Origin of the sequence: Pseudoalteromonas sp. OOF1S-7, assembly GCF_022347765.1 — a bacterium.
Lineage (GTDB): Bacteria > Pseudomonadota > Gammaproteobacteria > Enterobacterales > Alteromonadaceae > Pseudoalteromonas.
Window position 1 is genome coordinate 140,171 of the sequence record NZ_JAKRFZ010000009.1, and the last position, 13,405, is coordinate 153,575.

The following is a 13,405-nucleotide window of genomic DNA, read 5'->3' on the forward strand; positions in this document are numbered from 1 at the left end:
TTTCGACAGGACTCGCAGTATGACACAACAGGAAATCGTCTCTCCCACCGTGGATGACAGCCCGGACATTACGCCTCCGGGCGACACCCCCAATGCACCTCATCATGCCAAGCCAAAACGGTTTTTCCGCGGCAAACAATTGCGGCTGTCACGCTCCAAAATGAACACCGTGCTGGCTTTGTGCGCTATGCTGATCTCGGCCGCGTCTTTCTATGCCACCTATATGCAGGCCAAAGCCGCGCAGGAGCAAGTGGCCGCAGCAGAACGTCAGCTGGAAGCCGAAACCTGGCCCTGGCTGCAATTTAGCTACAGTAACTTTGACCTTGAAGCAGAAAGACCCAGGATCACCATTGGCATTCTGAACTCGGGCACCGGCCCCGCCCTGATTGAATGGGTGCAATACCACTATCGCGGCCAGGCCTATGACTCGCTCACAGCCCTGTTCGATGCCTGCTGTAACATCAGCGCATATCGTGAAGCCCTTGATACTGCGCAGCAGGACGACAACGAGGTCAACGTGCTGGCCAAGTTTGGCTGGTATATTACCAGCCGGGCCGAACATTCATTGCTCGCCGACGGCGCCACGTTGCCCCTTTTCACCATGCAAAAAAGCAATTTTAACAATCGTTTATGGGATAAAATTGATGATATATCGGAGCAGGTAGAGGTCTTTACCTGTTACTGCTCGTTGCTCAAACAGTGCTATATTTCTACTGTCGACTCACATGTGTCGCCTGTCGCTGATTGCACCGAGGGCAAACAAATGCTGGCACAGCAAGATGACACGGCCACAGTGGAGCATTAACCGGTTTGCTGAAGCGTCTATTATCTAAACATCGTACATCGTCACCCGCCGTTCGTCATATCTGTCACTTTGAAGGTGTGATCGATCACTTATATCTGGATACCCGGGGCAACCCTACCATAGGCGTGGGCTTTCATGTTGCCAGTCAGGATGCCTTTACCCGCCTGAGTCTGCGCAACAAGCACACCAACAGGCCTGCCAGCCGGGCGCAAAAGCGACAGGAGTACTCTGCGTTTACGCGGCTGCCGGCAGGAAAAACGGCCCGCTGGTATGCCCAGCACTGCACCCTACACCTGCCGCACAGCGAAAGCATGCGCCTGCTTGAACTGCAGATCGGCACATTTGAGCTGGAGCTGACCCGCCTGATCAGCCCCGAGAATGGCTACACCCGGGCCTATCAACAGCTGCCAGACAGTGTTCGGCTGGCCATGTTAGATCTGGCATACAACCTGGGCACGACTAACCTCAGTAGCCGCTGGCCCAGGCTCTTAACCGCCCTGAAACGGGAAGACTGGCAACAGGCTGCCCATGAGTGCGCACGTAAACATGTCAGCAAAGCTCGCAACCAGGCAACCCGACAGTTATTCATGCAGGCAGCTAATCGCGATAGTATGCTCATCCGGCTGCTACGCAGACTGTGGCGCAAACTGTGTCGCTAGTCACACTGGCCGATCTGTTTTTTCGCTTCAGTGCCATGGGGTTACTCGTTGCCCTGGTGCTGTTTAACTGGCCCCGTTTCACCTCGGTTGAACGCCTCCTCAGTAGTGCGCTGGCCATCTCTCTGGGCCTGTTTTTGTTGCTCACTCAGCCGCTGCCCGAATGGCGATTTAACCCGCTGCGAAATCTGTTTTTGGCAGGGACAGAGTTGCTGCCGCTCACGCTCTGCGCCTCTGCCTGGTATCTGCTCAACCAGCGGGTGCCGCGCTGGCTGAACAGGCATTGGGGACGCTGGCTTCTTGGCGGGTGCGTACTGGCCAGTAGCAGCGTGTTTTTGCTCTACGGGAGCAATACACACTGGCATTCCGTTATGCACGTAATTTGCGCTCTGGCGATGGGCGCCACTTTATTCTACTGCCTGGCCAATTTTAACGATGATCTGGTCAATCGCCGCCGTCAGCTAAGGTTGCTGCTGGCCGCCTTTGCGCTGTTACATTGCCTGTTGCTGATCGGGTTTGAGCTCAGTGCCAGTCTGATCCGGCGCGACCCGGCCTTCTTGCTGGCCAATGCGGGCTTTATTTTTATCTTGTTGTTATTCATCACTTATCTGTCCAGCTCCAACGACAGGTATGCCACTGACACCACTCAGACAGCGTCACCGGCCGTCCCTGCAAAGTGGCAAAGCACTTATCAGGCATTGCAAACTTTGCTTGAGCAAGGCATTTACCGTGAGCCGGAACTGACCATAGGTACCCTGGCCGAGCGCCTCACAATTCCACCTCATCAGCTGCGCATGCTGATCAATCAGCAACTGGGATTCACTAACTTCTCGCAGTTCGTCAATCAGCATCGGCTGACTTATGCCGCCGAGCAGCTGCGGGATGTAGCGCAGGCACGAACGGCGATTCTGAGCATCGCCTATGAGGCGGGCTTTAACTCGATTGGTCCGTTTAACCGCGCCTTTAAGCAGGTCTATCACCTCACGCCAGGCGAATACCGCAGACAAGCACTTAATCACCGGCCGGTAGGTGAAAGGACTGAAGTGGCCGGTAAATCAGTCCCTGTGCTGCACAGCGATACGAATGATAGAGATGAAAAGCTTTGACCTGAAGGGTAAACGGCGCCACCGGCGCATGCACTTCGGGCTCACCTTTATGACCGCGAAACAGCGTAATGTGAGGAGCAAAGGGCTGCCTATCACAGTGCAAACCCAGCTTAGCCCCCAGCGCACGTAACGGCTCAGCCAGCCCGCGCAACGCCAACGGTACCGGTTCGGGACGTAAATAAAAAATTCCATTGCCCGCCCAGTAGCCTGTGTGGGCAAAGTTCAGCGAAAAGGCTGGCACCTGCAACTGACGGGCAAATGTCACCAGCTCGGCCTCCTGTGGTGCCTCAACCTGACCAAGAAAAGCCAGGGTCAGGTGCCAGTTTTGCCGCCTGGTCGGGGCTTTGCGGGCGCGGATCTGAGCCTGTAACCAGGCATCAATATGTGCCTGGCTGTGCTCATCCAGCCCAATGCCAAAAAATAAGCGCTTTGCCATACCTTACCCCCGACCTGTTTTCCCTGAGTATATCGCTCAATACGGGTTTTTGCCTGACACTGGGGTCAGCTTAGCGTTCACTGCACCCGGGCATAGCGACGTTCAATAAACAAACCAAGCAGGCCAGCGACGAATAAGACAATGCCGATAAACTGCATCCAGGCATTCCCCGGGCGCGGCACAATGCGCCCTTGTTCAGCCTTCACCTCATAGTACCGGCGCCCATTTTCCACCGGCTGCACAAAGGCACTGCCACGATAGTCATAACTGAAAAGCAGCTCCGGCGCCTGGCGTTTTTGGTACATCAGCCGCAATGCATCATAGTCGGCCCGGTTCTGTTTGTCTGCTTCACTCACGTAGCGATGCCAGCGAGTGTACAAATCCAGTGGCTCTTCGTCTCGTAATTCCCCGTAGGAAAAATACTCATACTGGTACTCGGGCAGAAATATCGTGCGATAGCCACTGTAAAATAGCGCACAGCCCAGAGCGATACACATCAGCGCCATCACTAACCAACTGCGTCGCCGCGCCAGCCTGTGCTTGTCGAGGTTCTGATACCAGGCCTCAATATCCGGGATCTGAGTTAAATGATGTCTGTCTCCCTGATCGCCAATACCCGTCATAAAGCTGTCGAGATCCAGTTGCAATGCCACCAGCAGTTTTCGGAAAACGTCATTCGAAGGAATGGAGTGGTCGTTCTCCAGTTTAGAAAGATAACTCTGCTCAACCGTCATCCGGGTTGCCAGTTGGGGCTGACTCAATGCCTGCTGTTGTCTGAGTTGTTTGATGTATTGTCCGAGTGTCATGACCGGGTCCTTGTGTTGTTAGTATTGTGGCCAGTCTTGGTAAGTCATGGATTAATAACAAGATGAATATCCAAGCATACGCAGGAATACGGCGTCATACCAGCCTCAGACAAGGCTAACCTTCTGCAAAACCGGTGGTTTTTGCCACACACATAGGTTGATCAGGCCCGCTTATTTAACCCCTTTTTCAGAATCGGCCAGCATTTTTCACTTTAGACAAGATTTAAAAGCTTAACTCTCAGATAGTTAGGAAAGTTTATCGTAAATTAAGGATCGACAATGAAACACTTACTCAGTCTGCTGACATTACTGCTCGTCACCGCGCTGGTCTATTTTGGCTGGCCCGTCTATCAGTTTTTTGCCTTCAATCTGGAAAAAGTGCCGGTGCTGGCCAGCGCAGAGCCGCTCCCGACGGGCCCTTTGCCGCGGCAGCAACGTCACTCACCGGCACTCAGTGCATTTAACATCCGGGCCTCTGACATTCTCCGCACCACCAGAGCTGCCAGCAACGCGCCCGGTATTTCCGCCGCTATCGCACATCGCGGTCAACTCGTCTGGCAGGGCACACTCGGTTATGCCGATATCGCAACCAAAACCGCACTGACACCCGAGCATCAGTTTCGTATTGGCAGCACCTCCAAAGCCGTGACCGCTACGTTGATGGCCAAGCTGATACAGGCGCACCACTTTAATCTGGATACGCCGCTAAAAGACAGTCTGGTCCCCCTGCCCAACCCGGCGTGGCGGGATATTACACCGCGCCAGCTGGCATCACACAGCGCCGGCTTACCCCATTACAAAGGCAACCAGGATCCAATTGGGCTATACCACTCACTCAGTCTGAATACTCAGTTTGATCGGGTCATAGATGCCGTTGCACAGTTTGATGAAGGCCCGCTGCGCACCAGGCCGGGCGACGCATTTTATTATTCCAGCTATGGCACCGTCTTGCTAAGTGCGGTACTGGCTCAGCATGGCCAGCGTCCCTATCTCGAGTTACTGCAACAGCATGTGCTGACACCACTGGGGATGACGCGCAGTGGGGCAGAGTCACAAGCCAATAAGCTGGTCACCTTTTACTTCAATCGTCAGGGGCAGGACGCTCAGTACATTCCCTGGCGCCCTGTCAACCTCAGCCACCGCCTGGCGGGCGGTGGTCTAGTCAGCACACCCGGCGATCTGGTGCGACTCGGCAGTGGTTACCTGGACACCGCTTATCTGCATGCTGATGTGCGCGAACAGATCTGGACACCACAGCGCCTGAATCATGGCGAGGTCAACCCGCAAAACTATGCGCTGGGATGGCGCCGTCATGAGTACCAGCACAACGACCAGCCCGCGTTTACTTACTATCACCACGGCGGCGTATCGCGAGGATCACAGAGTATGTTAATCGTGGTGCCCCGCCATCAGCTCAGCGTGGCGGTGAATATCAACAGTAAAACTAAGCCCTTCAGGACCTTTGGCCAGGCCGCACTGACGCTGGCGCATGCTTATATACAACAACTCGATCAGGCTCAGCGTGATTTACCCGATACCAATGTCAGCGCCGCATCCAGCACAGCGTCTTTACTGGCAAAGTAATCCTTTGCCGTCAGGGCAACGGGCAGGTCCGGCGCCAGCCACACCCGGCTGTCTTCTGCCGCACCCTGCTGATGAAACTGGGATGAGATCACCCCTGTCTGGCCACTGTAGGGCAAATTAAACCAGCCCGCCTCACCGATGGCGTTGGGCCGGGTCCCCGAAGGCTCGCCGATCAGAACAGGGCTGGTCAGCCTGCTGATCCCCATCAGCAGATCGTGACCGGCCGAGAAGGTATTGCGTCCAATCAGAATGAGCAACTTGCCCTCTCCTCGAACAGCACCGCGGTGGCAATGGTGCTGGGCAACAAAAAACCATTTCCGCCGCTGTTGTCGCGCAGATCCAATATAAAGTGTTCGGCCTGTCCGGCCAGCAGGATGTCGCGCAGCTGCTGATTAAAGGCATCCAGCGACACATCCTGACGTTCATGCACGGCATTAAAGTTGACATAGAGCGCCTTGTGTTCAGGCAGTAACTTTGACCAGTAAGGCTCTGAGTGCGGGTGCTGGCGCGGCAGTTTTGGAAAACCATGGAACTGCATAGCCCGCGGCGTCAGCGTCAGCTGCTGTGTTTGCCGATCATCACCACGGATCGTCACTGCAACTTCACTGGCATCTTCGACCACCCCGAGTCCCTGCAAAACCAGAGTCAGACTCAAATAGTAAGGCCCCAGCCATGCTTGCTGCATATTATTATCGCGCGGGTTGACCGCCCCGGTTTTTTCCAGTGCCTGCAATGCCGGGGTATTTCCTATCATCAAAACCTGTTTGCCAATAAGGTGTTGATAGTCTGAGTCGGCCGCCACAATAAACAGCCCTTCCTTAAACAGATAAAACTGAACGGGTAACTGCTGCGTGTTGCCCGCCTTACCCCAGGCCGGAATAATAAAATTGTGGCCATTTTCCAGCATGCCGAGCAGCTGCATCAACTCAAACACGACCTGCTGATCGCTCAGGGCAGGAATGCGCTTATCAATCTGTGCGAGCTTGCGCTCAAAGTCCTGTTCGCTCATACGATGAAAGGCCGACACATGTAAACGCCTTATCTCATCTGCCAGATAATGCAGATCATAGCGCCAGCGTGCATCTCTGTCCGGCTCAGAGGCGGACTCTGCGCCCACTAAGAGGCGATAATCAGCATCCTGTGCAAACGCAGCAAAATGCGGATTCGGCTTGCGACTAAACAGGCTACGACCCGTCAGCGAGGGCTTGTCATCCCAGCGCGCCTCAAGCGCACGCTCCAGCCACAACATAGCATTGGCCTTGTCTTTGAGCGCCCCATACAACTCAGCTAATGTCACCATCATGTCGTTGGGATTGTCATGCCATTTCGGCAAATGCTGTAACCGCACGCCCAACTGCAACGCCCGTTTAAGGGGTGCAATGGCTGCCTGCCACTGCTGTTGCTGGCGATACCCCAGGCTCAGCAAATACCAGGTTACACCATCGTTTTGATAGTCTCGGATCAGTCCGGTGGCCAGTTTAACGACCGCAGGCCAGTCTTCGCGTTCAACCAGGGTAAACAGCTGCTCTTTGCTGTGGTAATAGGCAAGCGGATCGCGCACCTGATCAGGCAACACGGGGATTTGATATGCATCGTTATGATACCCGGGTGTACCACGCGACGGGGTTGCATGTGACTGCTGACAACTCAAAACGATGAGTCCGAGTAGTCCAAAAACGGCTTTATACATTTGGTTCTCCTCTTAAGTTAAGAACCAATGTATTGAATAAACTACTTTTATTCGTCCAGATCCCGGATCCTGAACGAATAAAAGTGGCGTTTGGTTAGTTTTTCAGCGCGCCATGTCGAAAACGCGTCGGCGTCATTCCCGTGCGGGCTTTAAAGGCCTGATTGAAGGTCGACTTAGCATTAAAGCCATTGTTCATCGCAATATCGAGCACCGACGCCCCAGCGTGGGCCGGATCAGCCAACTGTTTTTCAATCTGCTCAAGCCTTACTTCATTGATATAGTTAGAGAAGTTATTTCCAGACACCGAATTAATGGCCCAAGAAACCTGCTTCACCCCCAGTGACAGCTGATCCGCGATATGTTGAATACTCAGTCGGGGCTGACAAAACAGCCCCAGCTCCCGAACCTGTGCGTCTACCGATGCAAATATCGACTGCGCCAGCTGCGTGTCCTGTCCAGCATCATCACGCTGACTGAGGGTTTGATATTGGGCCAGGCGATTAAACAACTGCGGCTGCTTTATCACGCCAATCAGCAACACCGACAGAATAGCAAAGAAGCCCACTTCATGGGCTAAATACCAGTAGGCTTTCCAGGGCATGGGCGTCAAGGGCTGCACATTCATGCGCACAAAATCCGTCACACTCAGCACGGCATACACGCCGAGCAATCTGGTCAGCCAGGTGAGGTCCATCGTCGCCGCATCGGCATGTACCTGACACACCGTATCGCGATAATCACGCAGCAGCTTTAAAGACGCCACCAGATAACCCAGCAGCATAATGCTGCCCAGCGCAATAAGCGGCTGAACATAGTCGGTCAGGCCCAGCGACACCAGGGGCAACAGCACATGACCGGCAGACAGTAAGCCACCTGCTGAGGCACCCACCAGGTAGCGTACACTGAGATACCAGACTGGCCCCATGGCCACAGTGAAAGCCGGCGTAATAACGTAACCTGCCAGCGTAAAGCCGGCGCTTTCAAGCACGTTGGCAAGGCACAGTAAGGTCTGGAAAACAAAAAATAGTACCAGGCAACGGCTGTGTGGATTTTGCCATACGAGTATCGCGGCAAAGCACATCTGCCAGGCAAAGATCAGCTGAAACACTGTCAGCCCTGAAATACTGAGCGAGGTGAACACGTTTAACTCTTTATTATTGTTAGAATTGACCGCAGCGGTTACTTAAATTGTACCGTCTCATTACTGCGCACATAGGTACGTTGCTCTGGCGTGGTCCATTTTCCTTGCTTAAGGTACTGTGTCGATACCGTAAAGTGGCCGTCCGTAAAACGGCTGATGGATTTCACCTGAGTAATGCCGTCCTGATTACCGGTTACGTCCTCAAAAGCGACAAACTCAGTGGGACTGAGTACTTCTATGGTGCCTTGGGTATAAAATCCGGCGGTGGTGAAGTAATAAAACACCAGGGCATTTTTGCTCTTATCCCAGAACATCAGTGACTCTCCACCATACATACCGGCATTGATCGAGTGTAAAGTGCGCACTGCGGTGCCATTCAGCGCCCGCTCCCAGCGACTGATGTCGCGCATCGGCGGTTGGTCTGCCGGGACTGAAAAATCCGCCTGCCAGGTGCCCAAAAAAGGTTGAAATACAGCGAGTTCCTTGGCGAGCGAAGCGGGTTTGTTGTCATCTGCCAACAGCTGTGTGCTACACACAAGCAGGGCCACAATACTGAGCCAGTGCGTTATTGTAAGGTTCATAAAACCATCCTTTAATCAGTTGTTATTCTAGGGTAGTCAATGGGCCCCATAAACACAAAAAGCGCACTTGGCAGTGCGCTTTTTGTGGCTTAGTCACTTAGTCGGCTTTTTTATCTGCAGAAAAGTACTTACGACGGAGCATATCGTGGATCACCAGCTCCTGCTCACGACCATAGGCCTTAAACATACGGTTATTGTGCATGTGCAGTAATGAACTCAGTAACGTATCTTTACTACAGTTGAGCTTGCCCTCATCAATCATACGATTGAGTACAGTGACCACTGGCTCAGCCGCCAGATACCACTGAGACAGGATCTCAAACAATGCCTGCTGCGCTTCATCCGCCTCGGCATCCCCCTGCCTGGTTAGCATCGCAAAGTCTTTATCCAGTTGTGCTTCATAATCACGATAACGGTTGCCCAGCTGTTTGCGTAACATACTGGTTTCATTAAACTCTCTGCCAAATCCGTCACGTAACTGGCTGATCAGAGCAAAGCGTGTGGCAGCATCATATTCGAACAGATCCAGTAGCTTATGGGTCTGTGCCAGCGCCATGCGCCAGCGCACATCCTCGCCGTATTCCTCGATCAACGCACATGTTCTGGCTATCAGCTCACTGTCATACATGAACAGCGACTCCACCAGCGCCATCGACTCAGGACCCCCATAACGTTCAACTTCACGTTCATAGGTCATCAGTTCGACTTTATGCAGCTCACCGCTTTCCACCTTGGGATCCAGTAAGGCATTCAGTTTAGGCAGCAGCTGGCCGCATAGCAACCCGGGATCACCATGAAAACGCAAGCGTATATGCCAATCCGGATCACCATAGCGGATAAAGAACCACTTGTCGTACAGGTCGCCACTTTGTTCAATCAGCGGCAGCAGCTCTTCGGTCAGCAACTGCTCAACCAGTGAGTTACCTGAGTAGATCTTCAGGCTTAACCACTCCGATCCGGCACTAAAGCGACGTTTCAGTGGTGCTGCGGTAATGTTACCCAGTGGATCATCGCTGTAATGATGATGCACCGGGGCATGCTCATTGATGAATGGGATAATGACTTCATTACTGTAGTGGTTGCCCTGCGCATCCACTACTCTGGAAGGGTAGTGCTGACTGATTACTTCTTTGAGCTCAACCCGACGATGACCTTTGGTTTCTGCCAGTAAAATGGCAAACATGTCCGGATTACGTAAATCCAGCTGTAACACATTGTCGGCCATGGCAAAGCTCACCTGTGGATCGAGCTGATAGGTTGCCAGCAAGGCATCCAGTTTAGTCCGATCAAACTGGTCTTTTTTGCTGACGGCTTCCAGTTCAGTTCTCTCAATGCGCCAGGTTTTTTCACTCAGGATCAGATTGTCCAGCATCAGACGGGGCACGAATGTGGCGCGATCCAGGCTAGCTGGCAACTTAAACTGAGGGGGTCTGCCATCCTGATGTTGCAGCATACACAAGAATTTATAGGCACTGAGACTGCGCGCAGAGTAGTTGTGAGCACTCGACAAGCGTGGCACCACCTGCTTATTGAGGCGCTTACTCCATAACTTAACTTTGCGCCCTTCCACCCAGACATACAAATCACTTAATGGGATCTGGTACTCATCATCCAGTGCACTGTCAGCCAGGAAGACAATTTCGTACTGACGTAAATGTGGACGCGCAATCACATTCCCCGGACGCCCTTCCGGCATGTGTACCACTTCGGCAAAAATCACCTCGTCACTGTGCGACTGCTCGCAGGCCAGATGTGCCGTCACATCGTCTTTCAGTCCTTCATCAAGGTGACAAAAACGTCCCAGCAGGTTAGCCGCAGACGGGCCATAGCAGCCATTGAATTTATAAACAGGATTGCCCCTGTCATCCTGATACAGGCTCACCATAGTGGCAAACGAGTATGGGAACTTAGCCACTGCCTCTTTGTTTGTCACTTTTTGCCTGAGCGTTTTAGCGCGCAGCACCACACAGTCTTTGCCGCGATTCTGTGGCTGACTCAGCGCATCTTCTACAATGCCATCCAGTACACTGATTTCCGGCACGTTCTGCTGAGCGGCACCACTGCGAGCCAGATTCAGCCCGGCCACCAGCGGGGCCTCATATCCGGTTTCAGTGGAAATGCCGATCCCGGACTCATCGTCGAGGACCTTATCGAGCGGCACAAACTGGCCTTCAAAGCGGGTATTAAACTTGGTCATAAACTGACTGAGTGTGCTCCCCTGTTCAGAGACGCTCAGTCCGGCAATCAATTCCAGTTGCTTTTGCAAGCGTAATACTTCCTGCCCAGAGAGCTGACAGTCGTTAAAGTGGCGATAAATATCACTCTGGAATAACTTGTTCTCTTGCACCTTCACCGGCAAACTTTGCAGGTGCGCCAGCAGCTTTTTATAGGGCGCTATGTCACCCGTTTTTTGTGCGTCCAGCTGGTCAATTTGCGCCAGTGCCGTGGCCAATTTATCGGCGGTATCGAGCTCTCCGATAGCAGTGATGGATTTCAGTAGTGCCCGATCCGGCGACTCGCCAGTCAGTGGCAAGGGAATATCTGCCAGCAGTACACCTTCATCAATCAGATCCTGAATATAGGCTTCCACCTCTTCCTGGTCCGCTTCGTCATACTGAGCACAGAACTGAGCGACCAGCGCATTAAAGCTTTTTCCGTCACGAGCAACATCCAGCACAAAACGGAAATACTCGTCACTCTCCACGGCGCTGAGGCGATACTGCATAGTCTCTTCAGACAAGTAAGTTTCTATGTAGCGGCACTGCTCGGCGATAAAATAATGAGAAGAATTCGGTTTGTAAGTCAGGGTATCTGAACGTGAGGCATGCTTAATAAAATGCTCTTTTAGCGCATTCAGGTAAAACATGTCGAGTCGGGTTTTACGGCTGTCCTGCGTTAACTCAGCCACATTCAGTTCAGTTTGTTGGGTGATGCTACCCTGATGGATCCCGGAAAACAGGCCAAATGGCGTGGGTCTGGAGCACATCCGAACCATATATTTGATCAGCGCATGAGCCACCTTTTTGCCTTGCTTTGACTCAGGCTTAGTACGCCACTGTTCGATCCGCTCCAGTAAAGACGGGCTGGCAAGATAAATGGCCTCTTCCACACCCGGTGTGGCCAGCCAGGCAGCCAGCAACACATTGGTGTCGGCACGATCCTCGCCAAACTGTGCCAGTTGCTCAAGCCCCAGACGAGGCGTACGAATCACAAAGAAATCTTCACTTTTTAACTGCTTAGACATCACTCACTCCCTATGCCATTAACAAACAATCGACCCAGCTTGTATCATCATCCAACAACGAGACCAGAGCTAGGCCTACCCCGGCATACCCCATCAGAAAACCAAAGTCCTCATAGTAATCTTTGTCTAACCCGTTATACGCGTATAATGATTCGATGCCCCGCTCGGTGTACTGTTGTAAAGCATGATCAAGCCAGTACTGCATGGCCTGGAGAAAGCGAGGATCAGGCATTAACTGGTTAAGGATCTGGTAAATCAATGCCATACCATAAAAACCGTGGCACAGACCGGCATCAACAATATGACCAGACTGCTCATCACGCTCGGCTGCATGCAGGCCAATTTCTAATGCCCGCTCGATATAACTCGGGCGATCAAGCTGCTGGCCGACACGTGCCAGCGTCATAGCGATGGTCAGGTCACCGTAACACCACCCCAGACGAGACAGGTGCTCTCCTCCGGCGCAAGAGCCAAAACATGAAGGTGATGCGCTGTCCGGGCTTTGCTGCTCCAATAACCAATCACAGGCCCCCAGAAGCAGGGCTGTCACACGCTCTCTCAGCGTAGGAATTTCTACCGCAGGTAACAGGGCTGCGATGATACCGGGTACACCATGCGCCAGACCCAGATTATACTCGGGCTCTTCGGGCGCATCTTTATTAAAGCGATAAACAGACGTTTGCGGTTGCGACCAGGTGATATGGCCATTGTCAAACCGGGTTGCAGTACTTTCCAGGCCGCTGACAATCACGTCATACAGCGCCGTCTGATCTGACTGCTTGGCACGGCGAGAGGCATAGGGTGCAAATCCGGAAAGTCCCAGTACCATTTCTATTTCACCCTGCCAGGGCTGATGATCCAGTGACGCGCAGAATAGCTGATCGACTTCTTCGAGTAGTTCCGGATCATAGTCTTCGGGATCGGCCTGATTCAGGTACTCCAGTAACCAGGCTTGTCCGGCCAGGCCATTACTCAGCTCAAAACTCTGTTGATCCAACTCCTCCTGAAGTGCTTCCAGTTTATCTGTAAACAGCGCTTCGTCGACCAGGCTCGCGTCGTATTCATAAGCCTTGTATAGAAACAGCAGCTGCCCCGCTAACCCACTCAGTAGACCATGGGGTAAGTCGACGTCTTTGACGTTGCTGCTGACTTTGTCAGTGATGATAGTCAGTAGGGTGTTGATGGTATCGCGCTGCTGCGTCGACAATGAAAATTGCTCTGGCATGTTCATCCTTAATCTAATCGTCTTTCGTTATTGTTATCGTGATGCCGGCGGTACATACGCATCAATGATGCGCACAACCTCGTTTGTACCTGTGTTACCTCAATTGACGTTAACCTAAAAAACTCACTTGC

Annotated in this window: 12 protein-coding genes; 4 read left to right on the top strand and 8 right to left on the bottom strand. The window is 52.8% G+C overall.

From position 1 onward, the window contains the following. Positions 1-19 precede the first annotated feature (19 nt). The 3 genes from MHN33_RS14260 to MHN33_RS24045 are packed head-to-tail and all read left to right on the top strand — an operon-like array spanning position 20 to position 2,567. The gene (locus tag MHN33_RS14260) at positions 20-805 is read left to right on the top strand and encodes a hypothetical protein (RefSeq protein WP_239398700.1); all 786 of its coding nucleotides are present in this window, start codon (positions 20-22) and stop codon (positions 803-805) included. Positions 806-810: 5 nt separating this feature from the next. Continuing rightward, entirely contained in the window at positions 811-1,464 is a 654-nt protein-coding gene (locus MHN33_RS14265; protein ID WP_239398701.1) for a hypothetical protein, read from the top strand. Further along, positions 1,455-2,567: a helix-turn-helix domain-containing protein gene (locus MHN33_RS24045; RefSeq protein ID WP_239398702.1), complete on the top strand. Its 1,113-nt coding sequence runs from the start codon at positions 1,455-1,457 to the stop codon at positions 2,565-2,567. Before MHN33_RS14265 ends, MHN33_RS24045 begins: the two co-directional genes overlap by 10 nt. Here the strand turns inward: MHN33_RS24045 and thpR are convergent. After that, the gene (gene thpR / locus MHN33_RS14275) at positions 2,473-3,003 is read right to left on the bottom strand and encodes an RNA 2',3'-cyclic phosphodiesterase (protein ID WP_239398703.1); all 531 of its coding nucleotides are present in this window, start codon (positions 3,001-3,003) and stop codon (positions 2,473-2,475) included. The genes MHN33_RS24045 and thpR overlap by 95 nt on opposite strands. A gap of 77 nt (positions 3,004-3,080) precedes the next feature. After that, positions 3,081-3,809 (bottom strand): helix-turn-helix transcriptional regulator, encoded by a 729-nt coding sequence (locus MHN33_RS14280; RefSeq protein ID WP_239398704.1) that lies wholly within the window; start codon positions 3,807-3,809, stop codon positions 3,081-3,083. 279 nt (positions 3,810-4,088) lie between these two features. On the opposite strand from MHN33_RS14280, the gene MHN33_RS14285 reads away from it, so the two are divergent. Beyond that, positions 4,089-5,393: a serine hydrolase domain-containing protein gene (locus tag MHN33_RS14285; RefSeq protein WP_239398705.1), complete on the top strand. Its 1,305-nt coding sequence runs from the start codon at positions 4,089-4,091 to the stop codon at positions 5,391-5,393. On the opposite strand, the gene MHN33_RS14290 is transcribed toward MHN33_RS14285, so the two are convergent. The 6 genes from MHN33_RS14290 to MHN33_RS14315 form a co-directional block, all read right to left on the bottom strand. Beyond that, positions 5,327-5,650 (bottom strand): hypothetical protein, encoded by a 324-nt coding sequence (locus MHN33_RS14290; protein ID WP_239398706.1) that lies wholly within the window; start codon positions 5,648-5,650, stop codon positions 5,327-5,329. The genes MHN33_RS14285 and MHN33_RS14290 overlap by 67 nt on opposite strands. Then, positions 5,638-7,083, bottom strand: coding sequence for a hypothetical protein (locus MHN33_RS14295; protein ID WP_239398707.1), 1,446 nt, complete (start codon positions 7,081-7,083; stop codon positions 5,638-5,640). Before MHN33_RS14295 ends, MHN33_RS14290 begins: the two co-directional genes overlap by 13 nt. 94 nt (positions 7,084-7,177) lie before the next feature. Then, positions 7,178-8,224 carry an AraC family transcriptional regulator gene (locus tag MHN33_RS24050; RefSeq protein ID WP_239398708.1) on the bottom strand — a complete coding sequence of 349 codons (1,047 nt, stop codon included), beginning with the start codon at positions 8,222-8,224 and terminating at the stop codon, positions 7,178-7,180. Positions 8,225-8,262: 38 nt separating this feature from the next. Next, positions 8,263-8,805: a hypothetical protein gene (locus MHN33_RS14305; protein WP_239398709.1), complete on the bottom strand. Its 543-nt coding sequence runs from the start codon at positions 8,803-8,805 to the stop codon at positions 8,263-8,265. A 97-nt stretch (positions 8,806-8,902) separates the two neighbouring features. Then, a complete protein-coding gene (locus MHN33_RS14310; RefSeq protein WP_239398710.1) occupies positions 8,903-12,049 on the bottom strand; it encodes a lantibiotic dehydratase in 3,147 nt (1,048 codons plus the stop codon). 10 nt (positions 12,050-12,059) lie between these two features. Further along, the gene (locus MHN33_RS14315) at positions 12,060-13,274 is read right to left on the bottom strand and encodes a lanthionine synthetase C family protein (protein WP_239398711.1); all 1,215 of its coding nucleotides are present in this window, start codon (positions 13,272-13,274) and stop codon (positions 12,060-12,062) included. Positions 13,275-13,405: the final 131 nt, after the last annotated feature.

What these genes read in the sequence shown, in the direction of transcription:
- MHN33_RS14310 (WP_239398710.1), bottom strand. Translation starts at nt 12,049, where the DNA reads ATGTCTAAGCAGTTAAAAAGTGAAGATTTCTTTGTGATTCGTACGCCT.
- MHN33_RS14260 (WP_239398700.1), top strand. Translation starts at nt 20, where the DNA reads ATGACACAACAGGAAATCGTCTCTCCCACCGTGGATGACAGCCCGGAC.
- MHN33_RS14315 (WP_239398711.1), bottom strand. Translation starts at nt 13,274, where the DNA reads ATGCCAGAGCAATTTTCATTGTCGACGCAGCAGCGCGATACCATCAAC.
- MHN33_RS14285 (WP_239398705.1), top strand. Translation starts at nt 4,089, where the DNA reads ATGAAACACTTACTCAGTCTGCTGACATTACTGCTCGTCACCGCGCTG.
- MHN33_RS14295 (WP_239398707.1), bottom strand. Translation starts at nt 7,083, where the DNA reads ATGTATAAAGCCGTTTTTGGACTACTCGGACTCATCGTTTTGAGTTGT.
- MHN33_RS14280 (WP_239398704.1), bottom strand. Translation starts at nt 3,809, where the DNA reads ATGACACTCGGACAATACATCAAACAACTCAGACAACAGCAGGCATTG.
- thpR (WP_239398703.1), bottom strand. Translation starts at nt 3,003, where the DNA reads ATGGCAAAGCGCTTATTTTTTGGCATTGGGCTGGATGAGCACAGCCAG.
- MHN33_RS14305 (WP_239398709.1), bottom strand. Translation starts at nt 8,805, where the DNA reads ATGAACCTTACAATAACGCACTGGCTCAGTATTGTGGCCCTGCTTGTG.